Source organism: Kribbella qitaiheensis (assembly GCF_042657745.1).
GTDB classification, from domain to species: Bacteria; Actinomycetota; Actinomycetes; order Propionibacteriales; family Kribbellaceae; genus Kribbella; species Kribbella qitaiheensis.
In genome coordinates this window covers 1-23,603 of the sequence record NZ_JBHSKE010000011.1, presented here as the reverse complement: position 1 = coordinate 23,603, position 23,603 = coordinate 1, and the positions used below count along the sequence as shown (strand labels likewise).

The 23,603-nt window shown below is 67.3% G+C and carries 20 protein-coding genes; 14 read left to right on the top strand and 6 right to left on the bottom strand.

What is annotated here, in order from left to right; genetic code table 11:
* Positions 1-372 precede the first annotated feature (372 nt).
* From ACFPJ1_RS11795 to ACFPJ1_RS11775, 5 genes are all read left to right on the top strand, one after another.
* Positions 373-2,913, top strand: a complete 2,541-nt coding sequence (locus tag ACFPJ1_RS11795; RefSeq protein WP_380103600.1) for a hypothetical protein — start codon at positions 373-375, stop codon at positions 2,911-2,913.
* A gap of 208 nt (positions 2,914-3,121) precedes the next feature.
* A complete protein-coding gene (locus ACFPJ1_RS11790; protein ID WP_380103599.1) occupies positions 3,122-4,039 on the top strand; it encodes an aminoglycoside phosphotransferase family protein in 918 nt (305 codons plus the stop codon).
* A 261-nt stretch (positions 4,040-4,300) separates the two neighbouring features.
* Entirely contained in the window at positions 4,301-4,633 is a 333-nt protein-coding gene (locus ACFPJ1_RS11785) for a histone-like nucleoid-structuring protein Lsr2 (RefSeq protein ID WP_380103598.1), read from the top strand.
* Between the two features lie 135 nt (positions 4,634-4,768).
* Complete coding sequence (locus tag ACFPJ1_RS11780; protein ID WP_380103597.1) at positions 4,769-5,263, top strand: DUF7144 family membrane protein; 495 nt, start codon at positions 4,769-4,771, stop codon at positions 5,261-5,263.
* Between the two features lie 301 nt (positions 5,264-5,564).
* On the top strand, positions 5,565-6,893 hold the full coding sequence (locus ACFPJ1_RS11775; RefSeq protein WP_380103596.1) for an alpha/beta fold hydrolase: 1,329 nt from the start codon (positions 5,565-5,567) through the stop codon (positions 6,891-6,893).
* An 18-nt stretch (positions 6,894-6,911) separates the two neighbouring features.
* On the opposite strand, the gene ACFPJ1_RS11770 is transcribed toward ACFPJ1_RS11775, so the two are convergent.
* Positions 6,912-8,978, bottom strand: coding sequence for a hypothetical protein (locus tag ACFPJ1_RS11770; RefSeq protein ID WP_380103595.1), 2,067 nt, complete (start codon positions 8,976-8,978; stop codon positions 6,912-6,914).
* Positions 8,979-9,117: 139 nt separating this feature from the next.
* Between ACFPJ1_RS11770 and ACFPJ1_RS11765 the strand changes: the two genes are divergently transcribed.
* Positions 9,118-9,984 (top strand): alpha/beta fold hydrolase, encoded by an 867-nt coding sequence (locus ACFPJ1_RS11765; RefSeq protein WP_380103593.1) that lies wholly within the window; start codon positions 9,118-9,120, stop codon positions 9,982-9,984.
* Between the two features lie 89 nt (positions 9,985-10,073).
* On the opposite strand, the gene ACFPJ1_RS11760 is transcribed toward ACFPJ1_RS11765, so the two are convergent.
* Entirely contained in the window at positions 10,074-12,563 is a 2,490-nt protein-coding gene (locus ACFPJ1_RS11760) for a helix-turn-helix transcriptional regulator (protein ID WP_380103592.1), read from the bottom strand.
* A 625-nt stretch (positions 12,564-13,188) separates the two neighbouring features.
* Between ACFPJ1_RS11760 and ACFPJ1_RS11755 the strand changes: the two genes are divergently transcribed.
* The 5 genes from ACFPJ1_RS11755 to ACFPJ1_RS11735 all read left to right on the top strand — a co-directional run bounded on the left by ACFPJ1_RS11755 (position 13,189) and on the right by ACFPJ1_RS11735 (position 17,705).
* Positions 13,189-13,851 (top strand): VOC family protein, encoded by a 663-nt coding sequence (locus tag ACFPJ1_RS11755; protein WP_380103591.1) that lies wholly within the window; start codon positions 13,189-13,191, stop codon positions 13,849-13,851.
* 168 nt (positions 13,852-14,019) lie between these two features.
* Positions 14,020-14,289 (top strand): hypothetical protein, encoded by a 270-nt coding sequence (locus tag ACFPJ1_RS11750; protein ID WP_380103590.1) that lies wholly within the window; start codon positions 14,020-14,022, stop codon positions 14,287-14,289.
* Positions 14,290-14,450: 161 nt separating this feature from the next.
* Positions 14,451-15,323 (top strand): TolB family protein, encoded by an 873-nt coding sequence (locus ACFPJ1_RS11745; RefSeq protein WP_380103589.1) that lies wholly within the window; start codon positions 14,451-14,453, stop codon positions 15,321-15,323.
* Between the two features lie 292 nt (positions 15,324-15,615).
* Entirely contained in the window at positions 15,616-16,236 is a 621-nt protein-coding gene (locus ACFPJ1_RS11740; RefSeq protein ID WP_380103588.1) for a TetR/AcrR family transcriptional regulator, read from the top strand.
* A 212-nt stretch (positions 16,237-16,448) separates the two neighbouring features.
* Positions 16,449-17,705 (top strand): FAD-binding protein, encoded by a 1,257-nt coding sequence (locus tag ACFPJ1_RS11735; RefSeq protein ID WP_380103587.1) that lies wholly within the window; start codon positions 16,449-16,451, stop codon positions 17,703-17,705.
* A 37-nt stretch (positions 17,706-17,742) separates the two neighbouring features.
* Here the strand turns inward: ACFPJ1_RS11735 and ACFPJ1_RS11730 are convergent, their stop codons facing one another.
* Together ACFPJ1_RS11730 and ACFPJ1_RS11725 are read right to left on the bottom strand one after the other, a co-directional pair.
* The gene (locus ACFPJ1_RS11730) at positions 17,743-18,330 is read right to left on the bottom strand and encodes a TetR/AcrR family transcriptional regulator (RefSeq protein WP_380103586.1); all 588 of its coding nucleotides are present in this window, start codon (positions 18,328-18,330) and stop codon (positions 17,743-17,745) included.
* Between the two features lie 33 nt (positions 18,331-18,363).
* Entirely contained in the window at positions 18,364-19,068 is a 705-nt protein-coding gene (locus tag ACFPJ1_RS11725) for an SDR family oxidoreductase (protein WP_380103585.1), read from the bottom strand.
* A gap of 115 nt (positions 19,069-19,183) precedes the next feature.
* Between ACFPJ1_RS11725 and ACFPJ1_RS11720 the strand changes: the two genes are divergently transcribed.
* Complete coding sequence (locus ACFPJ1_RS11720) at positions 19,184-19,813, top strand: CGNR zinc finger domain-containing protein (RefSeq protein ID WP_380103583.1); 630 nt, start codon at positions 19,184-19,186, stop codon at positions 19,811-19,813.
* Between the two features lie 21 nt (positions 19,814-19,834).
* On the opposite strand, the gene ACFPJ1_RS11715 is transcribed toward ACFPJ1_RS11720, so the two are convergent.
* Positions 19,835-20,851, bottom strand: coding sequence for a sigma-70 family RNA polymerase sigma factor (locus ACFPJ1_RS11715; RefSeq protein ID WP_380103581.1), 1,017 nt, complete (start codon positions 20,849-20,851; stop codon positions 19,835-19,837).
* 148 nt (positions 20,852-20,999) lie between these two features.
* On the opposite strand from ACFPJ1_RS11715, the gene ACFPJ1_RS11710 reads away from it, so the two are divergent.
* The gene (locus ACFPJ1_RS11710) at positions 21,000-21,572 is read left to right on the top strand and encodes a dihydrofolate reductase family protein (RefSeq protein WP_380103580.1); all 573 of its coding nucleotides are present in this window, start codon (positions 21,000-21,002) and stop codon (positions 21,570-21,572) included.
* A gap of 89 nt (positions 21,573-21,661) precedes the next feature.
* On the opposite strand, the gene ACFPJ1_RS11705 is transcribed toward ACFPJ1_RS11710, so the two are convergent.
* A complete protein-coding gene (locus ACFPJ1_RS11705) occupies positions 21,662-22,663 on the bottom strand; it encodes a sigma-70 family RNA polymerase sigma factor (protein WP_380103578.1) in 1,002 nt (333 codons plus the stop codon).
* A 152-nt stretch (positions 22,664-22,815) separates the two neighbouring features.
* On the opposite strand from ACFPJ1_RS11705, the gene ACFPJ1_RS11700 reads away from it, so the two are divergent.
* The gene (locus tag ACFPJ1_RS11700; RefSeq protein WP_380103577.1) at positions 22,816-23,541 is read left to right on the top strand and encodes an SDR family NAD(P)-dependent oxidoreductase; all 726 of its coding nucleotides are present in this window, start codon (positions 22,816-22,818) and stop codon (positions 23,539-23,541) included.
* The last annotated feature ends 62 nt before the right edge of the window (positions 23,542-23,603 follow it).

The following is a 23,603-nucleotide window of genomic DNA, read 5'->3' as shown; positions in this document are numbered from 1 at the left end:
GCCTTTCTTGGTGTACGCGCACCCCCGCCATCGAGCATGCGCTCGACGGCCGGGCAAGGGATAGCCCGAGATCGGCCATGCCCGACCTTGCTCGAACGCACGCGAATGCCGCAGATAGCGTCCGCTGACCCCATCCGGACATAGCTGCGATCCGGGCGTCGCGCACCCGGCTACTCCCGGCTCATCAACTCCCGTCCCTGCCAGTTGATCCGCTCAATTGCCCCGGACCGAGCCGGTGACCCTGGCGGACTGCGACCGCGCAGCGGCCGCAGTCCTCGCTGCCGCCTGGGCCGGGGTTCTTCGTTGCCTCGTCGAGTGCTGTACGATCCGCCGGATCCTGACTCGCGGTGGTCAGGCCCTGGGGAGGGCTCAATGAAGGTTCGTCGTGTCTCGGCGCTGGTGGGGTTCTTGCTGCTGATTCCTTCAGCTGTCACCGTCGCCGTTCTCGCGGGGCCGGCGGATGCGGCGCCTACCGCGTTGCCGACGGTGGAGGGAAAGGTGTTGGCGCTTGATCCGGATCCGGAACCGCACGGGTATCAGTTCGAGGCCGCTGACCACTACGTCCCGCTGCTGACCGGGCCGGCTTCACCCGGGCGGCCGAAGTGGCAGGTCCGGAGTACGGCCGACGGGGCTGTGGTGAGCGAGTTCGCGGCCGAGCCGGGCGTCGTGCCTGAGATCGTCGGGCGGTCGATCGTGACGCGGACGGTCAGCGGTGACAGCACGCGCTTCGCCTTCACCGGGCTCGGCGGCGCGCCGGCGGCCGGGGCGATCACGGTGCCGGCGACGGACCGGGTTCTGGCGGTGCACGAGAAGGGTGTGCTGGTCTCCAGACCCGATGGATCCGGAGGCGTAGTACCGGTTGTTCACGTTGCTGACGGGAGTGCACGGCCGGTGACGGGATTGCCCGAGCTGTCCCACGGGGCTGTCGTGTTCGATGGGGACGGCGACCTGTTGCTCGTGCGCAACGACTGGCAGCTCTACACCGTCGACGTTGTCAGTGCCGCCGCGACGCTGGTGGTGAACAGTCCTGATCTGCTGTCCTGGGTCGCGATCACGCCGGGCCGGATCTTCTGGACCACCAGCGCTCCCAACCGGCTCGCCTGGAAGCAGCGGGACGGGTCGCCAGGCGGGACGGTGGATCTGCCGTCCACCGATGACCTCACCACCTTGGGCGACGGCGTCGCCATGCTGCGGTACCCGGCGAGCGGCTCTCTCCTGCGGCGTGAGCTTCGTCCGCTGGATCTGGCGACCGGGCAGGCGGGAGATCCGGTGCTGGACGACATCGCCGCGGCGCGGACATTGAGCGACGGCAGGCTGCTGGTGGCCAGGACCGATGCGGTGCTGGCGGTGACGCCCGCGCTGGCTCGTACGACGATCGCCAAGGTCGACGCGCCGGTCAGGACGCCGAGCGAGGTCGTGATCTCCAACGGGCGAGTGCTGAGCGCCTACGAGGACGGCAGCGTGCGGGAGACGACGCTGACTGGCACCAGTTGGACGTCTCGCACGGACATCCCGGCCACCAAGGGCACGGGCAACGGCCTTCAGATGGGCGGCGACACGGTGTACAGGCAGCGTGACCTGGTGGTCCGCTGGCCAGGCGGGCAGCGGGCGCTGAACCCGTACGGCGCCGCGGATCTCGGCCGGGGTGGCGCGCTGCTCTCGTACATGTCGTTCAACGACCAGAGCACGTACTCGATCCAGAACCCGCGGACCGGAGCGGTGCTCGCCACTCGGCCGACCGCGCGCCCGATCGCCATGGACGGCAACTGGGTCTGGCAGGCGCCCGACCCGCAGACCGGTGTGATCACCGGCGCGGACGTGGTCAGCGGGCAGACGAAGAACGTCCCCTCGTCGGCACGCTGCGCGGCCGGGAGCTTCTCCGTCGCCGGTCGATGGGCACTGGTCAGCTGTGGGGTGCACCAGCAGTACGCCGTCGATCTCCTCGGCATCGTGCCTAACTACCGGCTGCCCGACAACGCCCCGGCCGAGCAGCTGTACCCCGCGGTCGGTGACGGCTTCGTGGTCCGAATGCGGTTCACGCCGGACGCGTCCGGCCATGACGTACCGGAACTGCTCGTCACCGATCTGAACTCACCGGCCCACACCGAGCGGGTGGTCGGTCCGATCCGCGGGACCGTCTGGCCGCCTGGTGCGTCGTTCGCCCTGGACGACAAGACCGCGCGGATCGTGTATATCGACCCCGAGTCGCGGGTGCGCGTCGCGACCGTCGACTGGCTGGCGGCGCCGCCGGCCACCCAGCTCGACACGACGGCACCGAAGCTCGCCTCGGCGACCGCCGGGCCGCGCGTGTCGGTGGCCAATCCGGTGCGGTTCAGCTACCGGTTCACCGACAATGTGGCGGTCGCGTCGTACGACGTCGTTTACAAGGCGGCGGCAGCCGGGAAGGTTTTCGGGAAGTGGACGTATCCGACGACCTGGCAGGCTATGCGGTCGACCGCTGTGTCGGTGTCACCGGCGGCGGGGACGGATGTGTGCTTCATGGTCCGGGCCAGGGATGCGCGGGGTAACCTCAGCGCGTGGTCCCTGGTGACGTGCGCGGTCACCCCGCAGGACGACCGGGCGTTCTCGGCCGCGGGCTCTTTCGCCCGGCTTTCCTACACGAGTGCCTACCGTGGCACCCTGACGCAGCTCCGTCGATCTGGCGCGGTGCTCTACAAGGACGGCGAGACCGGCAACCGCATCGCGGTGACCGCGCTGACCGCGCCGAGGCAGGGGATAGTCGATGTGACGTTCGCGGGACGCCGAATCAGCAGGATCAACCTGGCCGCCACCACCGTGACCCGCAGGACTTTCTACCTGCCGGTGCCGGCCATGTACACCGGCCGCGTCACCGTGACGTCGGTCTCGGCGCTTCCGTCCTCGATCGACGCGGTGGCGCTGCTGCGCTCGTGAACGTGTGGAGACCGCAGGTGACACCAGTCACGAGAGGGGGACTCACAAAGGCACTGGTCGGGCCTGTGGCGCTTGAGCTGGCCTGGGCGGTCGAGCAGCTGCCCACGCTGTTCAAACTTGGGCGCAGACCCTGGGACCAGTGTGCCGGATCGGCGAGCTAGTGGAAGTCGTTTGACCGTTGGCAGGGTGGGTGTGAAACTCCGTTGCCATGTCTAAGGTCGCCAAGCTGCACGATGACGAGGTGGACATTGACGGGTCGTTGGTGACGCGTCTGTTGGCCGAGCAGTTCCCCAAGTGGGCTGGTGCTCCGGTTCAGGTCGTCGCATCGTCGGGGACGGACAACGTGACGTTTCGGCTGGGTGCTGACCTGGCTGTCCGGCTGCCTCGTACCGAGCGGACGCAGGGTCAGGTGGAGAAGGACCTGACTTGGATGCCGCGTCTGTCCCCTCAGCTTCCGCTTGCCGTACCCGAGCCACTGGCTCTCGGGGCTCCTGGAGCGGGGTATCCCTTCAGTTGGGGCGTGTACCGGTGGCTGGAGGGCGAGCCCTTCCAGCGGGATCAGCTTGCCGACCCGATGGCCGCGGCGCGCGAGCTTGCCGAGTTCGTTCGCTGCCTGCAGACGGTCGACACGACCGGCGCGCCGGTTCCGCCGGACGACCCGTTCAGTCGGGGTACGCCGCTGGCGCCGCGTGACGCGCTCTTTCGCGAGGCGCTGGATGAGTTGCGCGACGAGTTCGATACCGGACTCGTGCTTGCCGCGTGGGAGGCGTCGCTGGCAGCGGACACATGGAACGGTCCGCCCAGGTGGATCCACGGCGACCTCATGCCAGGCAACGTATTGGTGGTTGACGGCAGGCTTGCTGCGGTCATCGACTTCGGTACTGCGTGGGCCGCCGACCCAGCAGGTGATCTCTTGGCCGCGTGGTACTTGTTCGAGGGTGACTCGCGACGGGCCTTTCGTGACGCGATGGACGTCAACCAGGACACCTGGACCCGCGCCCGCGGCTGGGTCCTGTCCCTGAAAATGATCGCGATCCCCTACTACCGGACCCGCAATCCCGCCGCGGTGCGCGATGCCCAGCCCTTCATCGCTGAGATCCTCGCCGACTTCGCTGCGGAGCAGTGACCTGAGGTAGCACCAGGTGCGTTCGGGCCGGGATGGACACCCGTTTCGGTGCGGCTCACCGTGCCGTCCAGGTTCAGGTGTCCGTGCCCTGCGGCCTCGGCCGCACTGATTGCCGCGTTTCGAGACGATGTCCGGTGACAGCGGCGACTGGTGGGGTCTCGGCTACTGGCTGATCTGCTGGCTCTGTGTGGCGGTTGGCTCGACGCGTGGTACTGGTGCATGCTGAGGGCAACAATCACTGTGGCTTGGAGGCTGAGGTTCATGGCGCAGCGGACGCAGGTCTATCTCACCGACGACCTCGACGGCACCAACATCCCCACCGGCAGAGGTGAGACCGTCACCTTTGCCCTGGACGGCAAGACCTATGAGATCGACCTGACCAGCAAGCACAGCGCCGCGTTACGCAAGGTCTTGTCCCCGTACATCGAAGCTGGGCGAGCGGTCAGGACACGTCGCGGCGTACGCGTCACACGCACCCATGTCGGAGCGGACGTCAGAACCATCAAGGAGTGGGCGCGCGCCAACGGCTACCAGGTCAACGATCGCGGCCGCGTCCCCAACGACATCCGCGAGGCCTTCGACGCCGCCAACTAGCCGGAAACCACCACGTTTCCCGAGTGACCTAGTCCACTCGGGCGCAGGGCCATGCATCGTCATCCGCTGTGGATGAGGACGAGGCGGCGCCCGGCGGACGACGATGGCGGTCTCAGCTATTTGAGGGGGTTCGTCATGTCGGAGACAGGCGTAGGTACGCCGGTGCCCAAGCACTCGCCGCCGCTTTCATCGTCGGAGGGCTGGGTAGAGCCGGGCGGGGTCGAGCCGACCCGCTGGGTTGGCTGGATCATCTTCGCGGGCGTGATGCTGATCGTTCTGGGGTGTTTCCACGCCTTCCAGGGGTTCATCGCACTGTTCCAGGACGACTACTACCAGGTGGGAAAGAACGATCTCACCATCCACCTCGATTACACCGCCTGGGGCTGGACGCACCTGATCCTCGGCCTTGTCGTCGCGGTTGTCGGGGTGTGTCTTCTGGCCGGCCAACTGTGGGCCCGGATCGTGGGTGTGATCATCGCTGTGCTGAGCATGCTGGTCAATGTGGCGTTCCTCGCCGCATTCCCGATCTGGTCGACGATCATGATCGCCCTTTGCATTCTCATCATCTGGGCCTTGACGGTGCACGGACGGGAGATGAAGGTCTACAACAAGCAGTCACTGTCCCAGTGAGATCCGTACTGCGGGCTCGTCTTGACACTCTTTGAGGTGGCGAGGACGGTTGAAGTGGCGCCACCTTGGCGATGGGCTGACCCGTCCACCCAGGCAGAGTGAGGTCAGCTCCGGGCTCTGGTCGAGGTTGATCGCGCCGTGGGGAGTCCCGATGAGGATCCGACGCATTCGCAGATTGCTGCTCGTGGCGGTTCTCGGTGCTGGAATGCTCGCGTCGACGGCCTTCGTGTCGGCCGCGGAGTCCACGTCCGCCAAGTCACCGGGGTACAGCATCGACTTCGGTCCCTGTCCGGGATCGACCGTGGCCCGCTGCGGCACCCTGCGCGTGCCGGCGGACTGGTCACATCCGAAGGGTCCGAACATCAATGTGGCCGTGGCCCGCCGTCCCGCCGACGACCCGGCGCACCGCATCGGCACCCTGTTCTTCAACCCCGGCGGCCCGGGAGATGGCGCCGTCAGCTATGTCATCGCGGCCGATACCTTCTTCTCCACCACGCTGCGAGCTCGCTTCGACATCGTCGGCGTCGATCCGAGAGGCGTCGGCGCAAGTACCCCCATCACGTGCGGCGTTCCGGCACTGACGCCCGATTACAGCTTCTTCCCGCGAACGCAGCAGGAGTTCGACGCGATGGTGGCCCACAACCGCGCGGTCGCGAAGAGCTGCCTGCAGCAGACCGGGCCACTGATGTTGCACGCGGACACCGTCAGCGTTGCCCGCGACCATGAGGCTCTGCGGATCGCACTGGGCGTCTCACAGGTGAACTGGTTGGGTCTGTCCTACGGCACGCAGCTCGGTGCGCAGTATGCCCAGCTGTACCCGAAGCGCACGCGAGCCATGGTCCTGGACGCGGCCCTCGAGCACAGCGGCTCGGAGGTGCAAATCACCGCCGACGGGATAAGCACCGTGGAAGAAGCATTCAATCGCTTCGTCGAGTGGTGTGGCACTGCTGCCGACTGCGCATTGCGAGGCCAGGATGTCGCTGCGGTCTACGACCAGCTCGTCAAGGACGCCGACCAGAACCCGATCCCGGTCGAAGGAGCCCTGCGTCTAGTGACCGGGGACGACATCCGGTTGAACACCCCGACCTGGCTCGTCGCGAAGACGCCTAACGTCATCGCGGGCGAGCTGTCCTGGCCCGTGTTCTCCGAGGTCATCAAGCGAGCTGTGGCCGGGGACGCCGCATACTTCGCCTTCCCACCGCCGCAGGGTCCCACCGACAACCTCTTCGCCCGCATCGCGAATCACTGCGGTGACTACGTGGCCGATATCCACACTTTCGCCGACATGGAGCAGCGCATCGAGATGGCCCGGCAACTGGCGCCTCACCTGCAGGGTGGGTCGGAGTTCTGGCTGGGCGGCTTGTGCATCGGCTATCCGTTCAAGGTTGCCAATCCGCAACGCACCCTGGATGTGAAGGGCGTGCCGACACTGATCGTCCATTCGACGCACGACCCGTCTGTCTCGTACCAGTGGGCCTTCGGCCTGGCGGCCCAGATCCGTGGGAGCAGCGTGCTGTCTCGTATCGGCGACGGACACACCTCGTACTACACCTCGGACTGTGCGCGGAATGCGACCGACCAGTTCCTGCTCACCAAGCAGTCCCCGCCGGCCCCTGTCTGCACCACCTAGCCTCCGCCAGGCGCAGTACTACGACCTCCACCGGGCGGGGGCGCGAGGGTCCGGGTGATAGCCGCAGTACGTGCCGGTGCGGATGGTGCGGCTGAGATGCTCGCCGAGCTGGGGATGGTGCTCAGTGATCCGGGTGATCGTCTGGCGGACCGCGCGGGTCACGCCGGATCGAGCACGCTCGGACGCGGATGCGGCTCGTCGATCACGACCACCCAAGCCAAACGCTCGCGCGAGCTCTCGAAGGAGGAAGTCGCGCTCGACTTCAGCCTGCGCGGCCTGCTCGGCGTTCCCGATGGCGCGCGCCTGCTCGATGTCGTCGTCGATCTCGGCGAGGCGACGGCGGTACGCGTCCCTTGCTCGTGCGTCCAGCATCTCGCCCGCATCGCCGAGTGCCGGGCGCGGCATACGAGCGCCTTTGCTGTCGTCGACCTGTATACCGCTTTCGGACTCGGCGCCGACCAGATCCAGTACGTGGTATTCCCGGCCGGGGTCGGCTAGGAGCCGCGCGAGGTAGTGCATGCCCTTGAGGTCGCGCATGCGGACGGTCTTCGCCTCGAATACCACCGTCCAGTAGTCACCTTCGCGACGAAAGACGTTGAAGCTCTGAGCCGGCTCGTCAGGTGCGTCGCGGTGCGTGAAGTCATCTGCTGGGAGCACCGTGGGGGCGGCTTCGATCCCTTCGAGGATCGTGCGCGCCGCTTGGTGCTCCAAGACGGCCCGGTGCTCGCTCCCGCTGGCGCGGTGGGCGTCGGCGAGGCCGATGCGTGCGACCGCGGCCTCGTAAGGGGCGCCGACTTCGTTCCAGAGCCGCACGGCTTCGGAGCAGGACTGCTTCGCGCCTGTCGCATCGCCGTCGGCGAGCCGAACTCTTCCTCGAGCGAGGGCGGCGCCGGCGACCAAGGCGTTGCTCTCGAATCGGCCGGCTATGAGTTCCAGCTCGTCGGCGGCCGATCGAGCCCGTTCGTGGTCTCCGGCTGCGATCTCGATCTCGACCTGTGCCTCGAGCAGCGGCGCGCGCTGCAGGTCGGTGTTCGGTGGTCGCTCCTTCGACGGCACGCGCAAGGGGTGTTCGAGAGCGTCTCGGATGGAGGCAGCCGCGGTGGCCACGTCGCCTTGGGCCAGACGCACCAGCGCGAGATCCGGTTGAGGGTCCCATCCGGCGCGATGAGAGGCCAGCAGGGCTTCCTCCGCGCCGACGAGGTCCCGCCGGTGAAGCCGGATCCGTCCGAGCTCGTTCAGTGGCCACCCCAGTTCGCGCCGCAGGTAGGGGCGAAGTTCCTCGCAGGCCACGAGCGCCTGACTCTCCGCCTCGTTGCACGACCCGCGCAACCTGAGGATCTCGGCGCGGTGGACCCGGCAGCGACCGTGCAGGCTCCCGATGGCATTCGTCTCGCACCACCGCTCCATCGCCTCGGTCCATTCCTCGGCCACGTCGTACTGCGCCGCGCCCTGCAGCGCGCAGACGAGTTCGCAGTACACGACGCCTGTCGAGAACGGGTCGAGGTCCCCGGAGACTGTCGCCACCCCGGCTTCGTCGAGCAGCGCCAGTCCTTGCTGGACATCGCCGTCCAAGATGAGCGCCCGTGCCTCTGCCACTCGTGCGATGGCGAGCGCCGCCAGGTCACACTTCGAACCGACCTCGATGGCGTCCCGCGCCCACTGCCGGGCGCCGGAGAGGTCGCCGGTCAGCATCCGCTCGTAGCTGCGGACGACCGCGTACCACGCGTGCGCCGGCGTCTCCTCGTGACCTTCGAGAAGCCGCTCCGCTCGCGCCAACCAGCCGCGCACCGGTGCCATCAGCGCCGTGTCGAAGAGCAGGTGCATCGCGACGCGAACCGCCGCAGCCGCGGCCGCGACCCGGTCATCCGCTTGCATGTACGCCGCATGGGCACGCTCCCACGCCTCGATGGTCACATCGAGATGGCCGGCCGCATAGGCGACCTCGCCAAGCACCGGAAGATCGCCGGGCGCTAGGAGGCCGTCGGCGTCCGCCTCCATGAGCAGGTCGAAGGCTTCCTGCCAATTGCCCCCGGCTTTGGCGTCACGCGCGCGTTCGATGAGACCAGGACCAGCGCCGTCGGTCATCGCACGTCTCCCGAATTCGTGGCCGGTCGGAGTTCGGGGTCAGCAGGCGCCGATCGTAACCGTCAGGGTTACCGCCGTAACAGTCTTGCTCACGCATCCAGGGTGGGACCAAGGGTCCCCGAGCCAACGAGGAGGACTCATGACCAACGCAACCGCTACTTCGAACCAGAAGCCGATGTCCGGGAACATCCAGGACGTCCCGCGATCGGGAACCGTCCGCACGAACGGGCAGGAGCTGTACTACGAGATTCATGGCGACGGCCCACCACTCGTCCTGCTGATGGGGATCGGATACGACTCGTCACTGTGGACGCTTCAACAGGTCCCCGCTCTCTCCACCCAGTTCCGTGTCGTCCTCGTCGACAACCGCGATGCCGGCCGCAGCGCCCGAGCCGATCACCCGTACACCGTCGCGGACATGGCTGACGACGTGGCCGGTGTGCTCGACGCTCTCGCTATCCAGCGCACTCATCTGGTGGGCTTGTCGATGGGAAGCATGATCGGGGTGGAGTTCGCGCTGCGGCATGCGGATCGTCTGGATCGGCTGGTGCTGGCAGGTCCCAATGCGGCGCCCGCAAGGAGCGCGGTCGACCCGATCTCGATCTGGAACTGGGTCAGGGCCAACGACTCCAGCGGAGAGGTGTTCGGAGGTCAGCAGTTCACCTGGCTCTTCTCCTCGGCCTTCCTTCGCAATCAGCAGGCGGTGCAGGAGACGATGGCGATGCTGGCGAGCAATCCGAACCCGGTCGAGCCTGAGGCCTACGGTCGCCAGGCTCAGGCCTACCTGCAGTTCGACGCCCTCGATCGGCTCGGCGGCATCAAGGCTCCCACTCTGGTGGTCGTCGGTGAGCAGGATCTGCTGACACCGCCGTGGATCGCGCGCGAGGTCGCCGACGGGATCCCGCGAGCCCGGTTCGAGATCATCACAGGCGACGGTTCATCACACGTCGTGCCGCTGGAGCGACCAGACGACTTCAATCAGCTGGTGATGAAGTTCCTCGCCTAATGACATCTCGCTTCGTCACCGGTCAGCATCGGGACCCAGCCGCCAGTTCGGTCGTGAACGGCGCGACAGTACACCTCTGCCTCGAAACGTCAGGCCTCCTCTTGGCGTGCGGGCAGCAGTCCGAGCTCCCACGCCCGGCGGACGGCCTCGTTGCGGCGTGATGCGTTCAGTTTGCGAAGGATGCTCCGCACGTGGCTGCGGACCGTGTTGACCGAGACGTACATGGTGGTGGCGATCTCCTCGGTGGTCAGCAGTTCGGCCAGGTACCCCAGGACCTCGTGCTCCTTACAGGTGAGGGGGACAGCCCGAGTCAAGTCGGCAGGCGCATGGCCCGGCTGATGACCTGAGCTTCCGATGGCCCGGTCGTGGCCGCGTGGGTGATTTGGTGCGCGGAGCCACGGGTGCCGCGTCAGTAGCTCACCAGTGGGCTGGAGCATCCGTTGCACCGACGGCGCCGCCTCTGTGAACGGACGGCGCAATTGCTCGGGGGCAGCCAGCCGTAGGGCACGCTCCAGGCAGAGCCCGCCGCGCCCGGAGTCGCCGGTCCTGAGCGATTCCGCGGCTTGGACCAGCCAACTGTCCACTTGCGTTTCGAGCGGGACAGTGCGGTGCGTGGCAGCTGGGGGTAGATGGGGCTTCCGCTCGCCGGCCTCGATCGCAGCTCGCCGCAGTACTAGGAGCGATCCGACCTGGTCGCGTCCTGGAGAGTGCTCGATCACGTTGATGGCTTCGCGGGGCAGATGCTGCGCGACCAGTGTCTTGGCTTCGTCGATGATCAGGGACTGGTTGAGCCAGCCGCCGTGCTGGGTGCCGTAGCTGTTGCTCGCGGCCCGCAGTTCAGCACCGGCGTACTCGGTTTCGCCTCCGCCCCGGAGCAGCCTGGCCCTGATCAGAGCCAGCGCGGCAGCGAGGACATGGGCGTCGTGGGTCGGCGCTGCCTCAGCGGCGCGGTGCACCAGATCCTTGGCCTCGGTCAGCTCACCCCGGTCGGTACTGATCCAGGCCCGCGCCACGATGGCCGACTGTGGCTCCTCGGGCTGGCCGCCTGATTCCGCCAGTGCGGTCGCATGCGCGGCGAGCTCGGCCGCTCGTCGAAGGTGTCCCCAGGCCGCCTCCGCCAGGGCGGACATCCCCAGGAAGTCGGCCAGGGCCTCGTGCACCCCCGCCTTTTCGGCAACAGCGATGCCTTCGGTGAAGGCCGCCAGCGCCGCCGGGAAGTCTCCGCGCTGGAGCAGGATGCGGCCTTTGCAGCCGGCCATGAGCAGCCTCAGTTCCGGGCGAGCGATGGCTGGTTCCCGGGATGCTGCCCGCAGCGCGGCCTCGGCGGCGAGTACGGCGTCCAGCCCCGTGTCGACGTCCGTTCCGAGGCTCGCGGACACCGCCTGCAGCACGGTGATCGCAAGCTCGGGTGCCCGGCTCGGGGTGGAGACGTCACCGTCCAGCCAGTCGCGTGCTCTGCGGAGCTCCGACGTCGAGCGGGCGACGTCGTACTCGGCGAGCGCGCAGGTCGCTCTCACGATCGCGGCGTCGGCGCCCTCCAGGTCATCGGGCAGGTCGGCGAACACCGTCGTCAGCCGCCGGCGGTGGCGCCCGACGAGGAGTCTCGCGAAGTCGAGATCTTCCACCAGATAGCCCGCTGCGTCGCGCCACCGGCGAGCCGTGATGGCGTGCTGGATCGCCTCGAGCCGCTGACCGTTCTGCGCGAACCAGGCGGCTGCGATGCGGTGCAGAGCCAGGGTGAGGGTGGGCCGCTCGAACATCACTTGAGTTCGGAGGAACTCGCGGAACAGCGACTGGTAGGTGTAGGACTCATCGCTCCCGGGAACGGGTTGGATGAAAGAGTTGCCGTGGGCGATGAATTCCAGCGACCGACGGTCGCACGGGCGCCCGGTCAGCGCTCTGGCCAGCGCCGGTTGGACCTCGTCCACGATGCAGGTCCGGAGCAGGAACTCCCGCAGCGCCGGCGGCTGCGCGTCGAGGACCTCGGACATCAGGTAGGCCGCGACGTTTCCGGTGTCGCCGCGGAATTCCCGGATGGCCTCGGCCGGATCGGCCTTCCCGGCCAGGCTCATGGCTGCGAACATCAGCCCTGCGGGCCAGCCGCCGGTCCGCTCCCTGAGCACCGCGAGATCCGCCGGTGCCAGGTCGAGGTTCTGCAGACGCATCAGCTCGGTGGCCTCTTCCGTCGTGAAGACCAGATCGGTAGCGCGAATCTCGGCAACCGTGCCCGCCAACCGGTAGAGGTGCAGGGGGACAGGCGGGTCCGATCTCGTCAGCAGCACGATGCGTACTCGCCCTGCGTTGCCGTGGATGAGGCGATGGAGGGTCTGCCCGAACTCAGCGGTGACCGTGAGATCGCCGCAGTCGACCACGAGGACCCCGTCGAGGACGGACTCCAGCAGGGCCGAAGGCTCTTCGCTGGTGGCGTCCAGCGCGATCCAGCTGATCATGTCCGTTCCCGCGGACAGATTCTCCCACGACTCCAGCAGCATCGTCTTGCCGAAGCCGGCCGGCGCGCTGACCACTGTGAGCGGCCGCTGAACCCCCTGGCTGACAAGGTCGAGAAGACGTTGCCGCAACACTGTTCCTGGTCGGATCGGCGAGATCCGGGTCGCGGATCTCAGCTGACCTTCTTCGACCGGTACCGATGGTGTACTACGTTCTGCTGCCACTCCTCTTGCTTGCGGGTCACCTGGCACGTCCCCTCCTAGCGATGCGGCGACACCGATCGCTTCGGGGAGGGGCCACGGTGAAGCCGCACTAAGACGACACCACGGATTCGCCCCCAAGACCAGCGTTTGAGTCCGAATGTCGGGCATTACGAGACGGCGCGATCCCCGGAATGCCCAGCCAGGCCCAGATCGAGCCCACCATGCGATGAGAGCCAGTGAGCCTCGTAGAAGGTCTGAGGCAGGATTTATCGGCGGGGACCTGTCACCAGTTGCCCAGCGCTACGAAATGCCGCGGGAGCTGCGAACCTCGTCGGCCGGATGGGGCCTTGGACCGGTCAGCTCGGCTAGCTCGGCGGCTCGGTACGGCGTAGGCTCGCCTGCGGACCACGCCGGGCTGCCGCTTGAGATCGTTTGCTGCCGCCATTCACGGCGTGGTTCGCCACATCCCGGCCCGACCGACCTGTGATCCGATCTACACCGAGCCGGTCGGTCAGATCCTAGCCTTGCATTACCTTCTGTGGAGGAGGCGAGCATGAGCGAGCAGGGCTGGCGGGAGTTCCTCGCTGCGGACGGTGTTGACGACTGGGTGGTGTTACACGGCGGAACGACCGCCGTGTTCAGGGTCCCGTCGCTCGGCGAAGCGGCGCAGCTCGCCGCCGCGGTCGCGCACATCCCCGGCATCGAAGGCTCGGGGGCTCGCATGACGATCGCCGACGACCGTCTCAGTGTGCGGTTGAGCCGTGGGGTCTGGCAGCTGGAGGAACGGCATATCCACTTCGCGCGGGTAATCTCGGCGACTGCGCGGGCGCATGGTGCCGTCGCCGACCGCACCAGCGCGCAAGAGGTTCAGGTGGCGATAGCTGCCAAGCCCGACTCGGTCGAGGTCGGCTTCTGGCGCGCCGCCCTCGGGTACGCGCCGGTAGATGACGACAATGCCGTCGATCCGCTCGGCCACGGCTCGACGGTCTGGATGCAGGAGCTCGACGCGGACAAGCCGCTCCGGCACGCGATGCACTTCGACGTGTCCGTCGCTCGCGAGCAGGTCGAGGCGCGTGTGGCGGCGGCCCTTGCCGCAGGAGGCCGCATCGTCGACGACGCCGACGCCCCTGGCAGCTGGATCCTCGCGGACCCGCGCCGGAAACCGCTTGTGCATCTGCGCTTGGCCAGACGGGTCCACTCTGTCCGCTCCCGTTGATCCGCAATAGCCGGAGGAACATCAGGACGACTGGCGTCGAGCTTCTCGTCGGTGAGTCTGAGCGCTTCGCTGCCTGGCCGTCCAGTCGATCACCGCCAGCTCGAGACCGTGAGTGCGAAACTCCCTGTGCAGGAGGTGACTTCGGCAGCCGGGCTATTCTCTCCCTCTATGGGTGACGACGGCATGCACGAGTTGCATGTGACCGGGTTCGACGTCGAGGCTGGAGTCCGCCACGCCGGGCTTGGCGGCAACGCCGGCCCCGGTGTGCCGTTGGTGGCACTGGAGATCGAGGGGCGACCAAGCCCGGATGCCCGCGACGAGTCGCTGTGGCTCCGCCTCACCGTTGACGTAGCCCGCGCACTTGCCGCGGAGCTCATCCAGGAGGCAGACCACGCTGAACAGCTGGCCCGCAGACAAGGTGACGCCCCGCAGAACTAGTCCCGTGGGGACGTTGGTCGGCAGATGCAGTGGCCGCGAGGCCCCAGCCGCCCTCGCCTGACGCAAGCCCAACCATTCTCGTGGTTCCGCAACTTCCGCGGTCCTGACTGCATCGAGCCTGGTAGCCGTGTACTCAGCGGAGTCGGCGAAGGGGGATTGTCATGCGTGGTTCTCGCAAACTGTTCATTGCGGCGGTGGCCGTGGTTCTGGTGGTGGTGCCGGGCACCTCGGCGTACGCCGCTCCACCGGCGCCCGGCGGACGCATCTTGTATGTCGGGGATGAGTCGCTGGGGAGCCTCCTCAAGAGCGTGCTGCCGACAGGGCAGGGTGTGCAGGACACCGGGAGGAGTGTGGCCTGGTTTGCCTCGCCGGACTACTCGCCTGACGGCACCCGGATCGCCTATATCGACGGAAACAGCTTCCGCACGATGGCCGCCGACGGCACCGACGACCGGTGGCTCGTCGAAGCGGGCTTCGGGCCCGCGTTCCCGCGCTGGTCGCCAGACGGTCAGTGGATCATCGGCGAGTCCGGGGGCGACATCTGGGCGGTCAGCAAGGATGGCTACGCCTCCGGCTGGACGAACCTCACCGGTGCGCGTGACAGCAGCGACCTGGTTCCGTCCTGGGCGCCGAAGGGACACTGGTTCGCGACCTCGACCTACAACGACGTCCGGATCTACAGCGCGGACGGCGCACACATTCGCAAGGTCATCCCGTTGGCAGGCGCCTATCGCCTCGATTGGAACCCGAAGGAGAATCAGCTCGCGGTCGAGGCACTAGGAGACCTGTGGCTGGTCGACGTCGCGTCCGGGGCGATCCGGCGGTTGACGACCACTCCGGACCTCCAGGAACTGAGCCCGGTCTGGTCGCCGGACGGACGCTGGCTGACCTACGGTCGCGGACCTGGCGTCTACGACCCGGATTTCCCGGGCCGGTACGTCAATCCGGTGATCTGGATGATGGACAGCACCGGCGGCCACCGCCACTCGCTCGGAATCAGCGGTACGCCGTCCAGCTGGCGTGCCGCCAGCTGACCCTTGCAGCCCGCCACTGCAGATCCTGTTCGTCCCGCACGACCAGGCCCAGGCCCGAATCGACGCGGCCGTCTCCGCCGGCGGACGGATCGTGACCGACGAGCTCCGTGGCCGCTGCACCCTCGCCGACCCGGAAGGCAACGAGTTAGGCATAGTTACTCACTCATCACCTGGGCGACATCCTCGCCATCGATGATGAAGACCAGTTCGAACTAACAGTCGTGTGTGCTTGGTTCGACCGGTCGCCAGTCGGGTTGCTTGACAGAGTGGACGTGCGTTGTAAAGTTTCGCTATGGAGTCGATGGTGTCTGCGCCGGACAGTGCGCGGCAGGAGCGGGTTCTTGCGGTGGCTCTGGAGGTGTTCGGGCGGTACGGGTTTCGCAAGGCCTCGATGGATGAGATCGCACGGTCTGCGGACATCTCCCGGCAGGGTCTTTACCTGTACTTCGCCAACAAGGACGCGTTGTTCCGGGCCGCGGTCCGCAAGGAACTCGATACTGCGCTCGGCGATGCTTCTCGTTGCTTGAACGAGGAAGGTGTCGGGCTGGAGCGGCGGGTCGTCGCCGCCTTGGACGCTTGGCTGGGGCGTTACGTCGGGTCGATGCTGGCGTCCGATATCGGGGATCTGCTCCAGAACCCTGCGATGCGGCTCGCCGACATGGTCGACCCGGCCAAGGCCGCGTTCGACGCCGAGCTCGCGGCGGCGATCGCAGCTTCGATGTCCGAAAGCGACCGCAGGCGGTTGAGTGTCGCCCCGGAGCAGATTGCTGGGGCACTGCACACGGTGGCCCAGGGCGCGAAGTATCTGTCCAACGCCCGGTCGGAGTCCCGGGAGGGTTTCGTAGCCCGGCTGACCGCCGCTGTCCGCGTGGTCTTCGTCGGCTTTGGCGCCATGGCGAGAAGAACGCCATGACTACCAGTCAGACAAATGATCGGTTCGATGCCGACCCCCGATGAACAGTTGTTGTCAGGCAGACGAACGGCCCTCGGGTGCGGGTTGCGATGGAGATGTGAGGAGATGACTGATGCCACCGACACGCCAGAGGAGCTGCCCCGTCGCTGGATGGTGAGCTCCGCTTCGACGAGGATGCGTGCGACAGGCGCGCTGACGACTTCGGCCACATCGTGCACAAGACGCCGGAGGCCGTGCTGCTGCCGGGGTCAGCCGACGACGTGGCCAAGACGATCCAGTGGACCGCGTCGCGGGGTGGCAAGTTCGCCCCACAGGGCCAGCGCCACTCGACGTTCGGCCGCTCGCTGGTCCCGCGCGGCATCGTGGCCGATATGTCGACACTCCGATCCGTCGGACCCGCCGAAGGCGATCGAGTGGTCGTCGAGGCCGGCGCGGTCTGGAGCGACGTGCTGCGCGCGACCTTGGCGCAGGGCAAGACGCCGCCCGTGCTCACTGAGTACCTCGAACTGTCGGTCGGCGGCACCCTGATCGTCGGCGGAGTCGGTGGCACCACCTCGACGTACGGCGTGCAGAGCGACAACGTGATCGACCTGGAGATCGTGACCGGCGAGGGGAAGAAGGTCACCTGCTCGGCGAGCAACAACGCCGACCTGTTCAACGCGGTGCGCGCCGGGCTCGGCCAGGTGGGTGTCATCACCAAGGCAACGCTCAAGCTGCTCGCCGCTCCTGAGTCGGTGCGTCGATTCCTGCTGTTCTACGCGGACCTGGCGACGATGCTGAGGGACGTACGGGTGCTGGCCACTGACAACAGGTTCGACGTGGTGCAGGGTGCGATCGTGGCGGCGCCGAGCGGCGGCCTCGCCTTCCGGCTGGACGCGGTGAAGAACTTCGACGGCGACCAGCCGGACGACGACGTCCTACTCGCCGGCCTGTCCGACGACCCGGCCCAACGGCAGCCCACGACGATCGAGTACTTCGAGTACCTCAACCGGTTCGCCGCGTTCGAGGCGGCGCTGCGCGCGAACGGGCAGTGGTTCTTCCCGCACCCGTGGCTCATGACGTTCATCGGTGACTCCCAGGTCGAGTCCGTCGTCAACGCCGAACTGGATGCGCTCAATCCCGCAACGGACTTGGGCCCGTTCGGCCAGGTCGTGCTCGCTCCCATCCGCAGGTCCGCGATCTCGAGCCCGTTGCTGCGGATGCCGGCGGATGACCTGTGCTACGCGTTCAACTTCGTCCGTATGCCGACGACCAACGACGCCAGCGAAGCGGCTCGGCTCGTGGCCGCCAACAAGGCAGCCTATGAACGGGTGAACGCTGCCGGCGGCACCCTGTACCCGGTCAGCGCGTTCCCGATGTCGAAGGCCGAGTGGCGCGACCACTTCGGCTCGTCCTTCGATCAACTGGACGTCGCGAAGCAGCAATACGACCCGGACAAGATCCTCACCCCCGGCTACGAGATCTTCTAGCCCGTGCAGTTGGGGACAGTGTCGTTGTCCACGCTGGTCAGCAGTTCAAGCTCCTTGGTGCCTTCCCGTGGTTCAAAATGGCGGCGGCTGCCTGACGAGCCACGACTGCCGCCGAGGGGTCGCGGTCCGCATTCGCTGCGACGCTCGCGGCGTCGTACAGCAGGTGCAGTTCGCGTCCGACCGCCTCGTGATCCGGTACGCCTGCCTCGGCGGCCAGTTCGGTGAACAGAGCACGAACCCACGCGCGGTAGTCCGCGTGGGCGCGCTCGACGAGACTGCCGGGTGCGGCCTCCGCGCTGGCGGCAAGGAAAGGACAGCCGTTGTAGTCCGGTGCGGCGAAGAACTCGCCCTGGATGTCGAAGACGCCGAGCAGTCGCTCCCACGGGGTGTCGAAGCTGGCCAGTCCCTGGGTGATGCCCTCCTCGATGGCGGTCCGGCGCCCCTCGAGGTAGGCGCCGACGAGCGCCTCCTTGCTCCCGAAGGCCATGTAGAGGGACTTCTTGGAGGCGCCGGCTTGCTTGGCGATGCGGTCGACGCCGACTGTCTGAACGCCCTCGTTGTAGAACAGTTCATCGGCAGCCGCCAGTAGGCGCTCACGCACCCGGGTTCCGGTCGTGCTGTGCATTTCGGGTGCTCCTTGATGCGGTGAAGCCCGGTTTCAGCGCGAAACGTTGAGCTCGCCGACCGGGCCGGAGAGGGCGGCCTTGAAGTGGCGGCTGGAGTCGTCCGCGATCAGTTCGGACTCGCCCTTCTGCAGAGCCGCGACGATGTCCGCGGCCACTGCGCGCGGATCGTTTTTTGCGCCGTCGATCTGCGTGACCAGCTCCGTGTCGGTCAGCGAGAGTTGGACGCCGAGGACCTGGGTGCCCTGCGTAGCCAGTTCCGCCCGCAGGTTGTTGGTGATCGAGATCAGGGCGGCCTTCGCGGCGCCGTGGGTGCCAGAGCCGGGGAATCCGGCGATCCACGCTGTGAGTGAGTGCAGGTTGACCAGCGCGCCACCGCCGTTGGCCGCCAGTACGGGCGCGAAGGCCTTCGCGACGCGCAACGGTCCGAACGCCACGATCCCGAAGACGCGCTCGACCTCCTGCTGGTCGTCCTGCAGGAGCGGGCCGAACGTCATGATGCCGGCGTTGTTGACGACGATGCTGACGTCACCGGCGGCACGCGCGAGCTCGGCGGCTGCGTTCGGGTCCGCCAGTTCGAACGCGAGCGGGACGATCCTCGGGTCGGTCTCCGGCACCGGCCTGCGCGAGGTGACGTACACCTTCGCGGCCCCCGCCCGCAGCAACTCGTGCACGATCTGCTTGCCCAGCCCTCGCTGTCCGCCCGTGACCAGGACGGTGGATCCGCTGACGGTAGTCATTTCCTACTCCGTTCGATGGTGGCACACGCCCAGCCTTCGGATGACTGAGGTGTAAAGCATTTCGCCTCTGTCAAGAGTGCTGGTCTCGGCGACCGAAGTCAAGTAGGCTTTGTCTATGTCATGGATGGCTACTGCGAGATTCGAGGCCCGTACCGCCCCGGACGGGCTCGCGCTGGTACAGGAACTGGTCAACACCCACGCCGTCGAACGCGACGGAGCGGACCTGCTGGCGGGCCATGCGACTGCTCAGCAGTGGCTGCAGGACGCCAGCCGCCAGTGGGCCGAGGACCGCGGGCTGGAACCTGCCGACCCGACCCTGCCTGAGACGGACCTGCAGGTACTGCGCGACCTTCGGGCGAGCGTGCAGGAGATGCTCGCGATCCCGCCTGACCAGCGGCCCGCCGACTCGGTCGGCGCACCGTCAGCCGTCACTCAGCGCGCCGAGGTCTACCTGGCTACCGACGAATCGGGGCGGGTGGCCATGATCCCGGCCGGTACAGGCGCCGGCTGGCTCGCCTCAGCCATCTGGTCGGAGATCCTGCTGGCCCAGCGAACCGGCACCTGGTCCCGGCTCAAGCTGTGCCGCGAGCCCGGCTGCCTCTCCGCTTTCTACGATGCCTCCCGCAACGGCAGCGGCGTCTGGCACAACGTCCGCAGTTGCGGCAACATCGCGAACCTGCGCGCCTCCCGCTCCCGCAAGAAGACGCATGCCACAGCCGACAACAACCCGCAGGCAGAGTCGTAGAGGGTCTGGTCACCTGCAGCTCTAGAGGAGAGGGAGCGATCGGGGTAGGCCGAAGGCTGGGAGGACGGTGTTTTCGAAGCGGGTCATGGCGCTGATCCGGTTGCCTGTGAGGGTGAGGACGTACAGGCCGGTGCCGTGGCGGATGCCGGTGGGAGCGCGCAGGTAGGCGCCGAACGCCGGCTGGCCGTTGGCTCGGGTCGGCACGAGGTCGAATCTGCGGCCCGCGCCGAAGAGGGTGGCGCAGAAGTCGGCCACGACGTCTCGGCCCTCGTATTCGAAGGGCAGCGGTGGCATGGACATGAAAACGTCATCGGTCAGAAGTGCGACCAGCGCGTCGATGTCGGCGGACTCCCACGCGCTGACGAACCTCGCCAGGATCGCATCCTCGGCGGACGAGTCGGCGGCGGGAGGCGGTTCGTGGTCGGCGACCGCCGACCGCCGGCGCTGCAGCCCCGCGCGGGCCCGCTTGAGGGCGCTCTTGACCGACTCGACGGTCGTGTCCAACATGTCGGCCACCTCGTTCGCGTGGAATCCGAGGACGTCGCGCAAGATGAGTACGGCGAGCTGGCGAGGCGGCAGGACCTGCAGGGCGGTCACGAAGGCCAGGGAGATGGATTCGGTCTGCTCATAGCGGGCCTCCGGTCCGAGCGGCAGATTGATCGCACCTTCGAGCAGAGCGTCGGGGTACGGCTCGAGCCAGACGACTTCGCCGAGCCGGCTCGGTTCGGGTGGTTCGACGCCGGGGATGTCCCACTCCTTGGCCGGGCGTCGGCTGGCTGAGCGCAGCGCGGTGAGGCAACGGTTGGTGGCGATCCGGTAGAGCCAGGTGCGGAGCGACGCGCGACCGTCGAATCCTGCGAGCCCCCGCCAGGCGCCCAGCAGGGTGTCCTGGAGGGCATCCTCGGCATCCTGGAACGATCCGAGCATCCGGTAGCAGTGCACTTGCAGCTCGCGGCGGTGCGGCTCGGTCAGCGCCCGGAACGCCTCGCCGTCCCCGGCCCGCGCCCGGCTGATCAGGTCGGCTCTCACCAACTCCACTCTCGCCACCTCTCTCTTTCGACTTATCGCTTCCATCCTGTATGGACGCCGGCCGAGCGCCGAAGGGGGCGGTTGGCAGGCGCCCCCTTTCCCGATGTCGCGGTGTCTAGATCAGTGGTAGCCGACAACGCCAACAAAGGAGATCGAGATGGGAAAGATCGTGGTCAGCGTGAACGTCACGCTCGATGGGGTCGTCCAGGACCCGTCCGGTGACGAGGGCTTCAAGCAAGGCGGCTGGTTCGACTTCGAACGGGCCGGGGAGGAGTGGGCCAAGACCGAGTACGCCGAGGCGCTGGGCGCCGAGGCCCTGCTGCTGGGTCGGCGGAGCTACGAGTGGTTCGCGGGCCGGTGGGCAACTCGCACTGGCGAGTGGGCGGACAGATTGAGGAGCCTGCCCAAGTACGTCGTGTCGTCGACGCTCGTAGATCCCGACTGGAACAACTCGACGGTCCTCAAGGGCGAGACGTTGGACGAGGTCTCGAAGCTGAAGCGGGAACTGGACGGGGAAATCGTCGTCTACGCCAGCGGGCAGCTCGCAAGCACGCTGATGGAGCATGACCTGGTAGACGAGCTGCGGCTGATGGTCTACCCGGTTGTGCTCGGGGCCGGCGAGCGCCTCTTCGGCGAGATCAGTGACACGAAATCCACGCGGCTCGTCGACACCCAGGCCGTCGGCGACGCCCTCGTCCTGCTCACCTACGAGGTCGTCCGGAACGCCTGACGACCGCGCTCTCCATCCTTCGCGCACCACCACGCGCGAAGGGTGGGGACTCGTCGCGCTGGTCCCGAGCGCACCGAGTGAGCTCACGATCAGCCGGGGAGCGATCGGGGGAGGCCGAACCAGGGGAGGGCGCTGTTGTCGAAGCGGGTAACAGCGCTGACCTGGTCGCCGGTGAGCGTGAGGACGAGGAGGCCCGTCCCGCGGCGGACGCCATCGGTGGGGGTTTGCAGGTACGTACCGAACGCCGGCTGGCCGTTCGCCCGCGTCGGCACGAGGTCGTACAGGCGATCCGGACGCATGACGCTGGTGTAGAAGCCGTGCACGGCTTCGCGGCCGTAGTACTCGAGGGGAACGGGGGGCATCGAGACGCGGACGTCCTCGGTGAGCAAGGCGACCAGCTCGTCGACGTTGGAGGACTGGTACGCGCGGACGAACTTCTCCACGAGCGCCTGCTCGGCGGGTGAGTCGGGAGCGGGAGGCTGCTCGCCCGTCAGCGGCAGGCGGCGCTGCAGACCCACGCGGGCCCGTTTGAGCGCACTGTTGACCGACTCGACCGACGAGTCGAGCATGTCTGCCACCTCGCTCGCGTGGTACCCGAGAACCTCGCGCAGGATGAGCACGGCACGCTGTCGAGCAGGTAGGACCTGCAGTGCGGTCACGAAGGCCAGGGAGATCGCTTCAGTCTGTTCGTAGCGTGTCTCCGGTCCGGGCGGTCCGTCGATCGCACCCTCGAGCAGGGCGTCGGGATAGGGCTCGAGCCAGACGACCTCCGAGAGTCCGGTCGGCTCAGGTGGCTCAATTTCGGGCGCGTCCCACTCCTTGGCCTGGCGTCGCTTGGCGGAGCGAAGCGCGTTGATGCAGCGGTTGGTGGCGATCCGGTACAGCCAGGTGCGGATCGAGGCGCGTCCCTCGAATCCTGCGAGACCCTGCCAGGCAGCTAGCAGGGTGTCCTGGAGGGCGTCCTCCGCGTCCTGGAAGGACCCGAGCATCCGGTAGCAGTGCACCTGGAGCTCCCGGTGATACGGCTCGGTCAACTCTCGGAATGCGCTGCCGTCTCCGGCCCGCGCCCTCGTGATCAGGTCTGTTGTCACCACTCCACCCTCGCGTCATGTCTCTCGCCCCTGGCCGGTTTCCAGTATTGACACCGGCCGAGCCCAGAACTGGGCGGAAGCTGCGCGCCCAGTTTCCCGAGGCCGCGATGTCTGCATCTTCGACAGGTCGGAATCACTAGCTAGGGGTAGGTATGACAATCGCAGACAGCTCAGTTCTGGTGACCGGAGCCAATCGCGGGATCGGACAAGCGCTGGTCGAGGAAGCCTTGAGGAGAGGTGCGAAACGGGTCTATGCCGGCACGCGCCGGCCATTGGCCCATCCGGATGAGCGGGTGACGCCGCTGACCTTGGACGTGACCGATGCCGCGCAGATCCAGGCAGCTGTGGAGAGCGTTGCCTCTCTCGATGTCCTCGTGAACAACGCCGGGGTGGGCCTCTACGCTGACCTCAGCGATCGCGCCGCCCTCGAGCAGCACCTCGCCGTCAACCTCTTCGGCACCTATGACACAACCCAGGCATTCCTGCCGCTGCTCACTCGTTCCCGGGGGACCATCGTCAACGTGCTGTCGCTGGCGGCCCTGGCCGCCGTGCCGCTCGACCCGACGTACGCGATCTCCAAGGCCGCCGCCTTCTCTCTCACGCAGTCGCTGCGCGCGGCCTTGGCCGGACGAGGAATGGCGGTCCATGCCGTCCTGGCCGGCCCCGTGGACACCGACATGGGTCCGAGGATCGACATCCCGAAAGCCTCGGTGGAGTCCGTCGCGCGAGCCATCCTCGACGGCGTGGAGAACGGAGACGAGGAGATCTTCCCCGACCCCCTGTCGGAGGCCGTTGCGGAGGGCTGGCGCAACAGCGCGTCCAAGGCGCTCGAACGCCAGATGGCGGCATTCGTGCAAGCACAGCCGGTCAACTCATGAGAAGCCCTGTGTCAACCCGCCTGTTGCTCGTTGGGGTTGAGGTGGCGTTGGAGGGCGTTGTG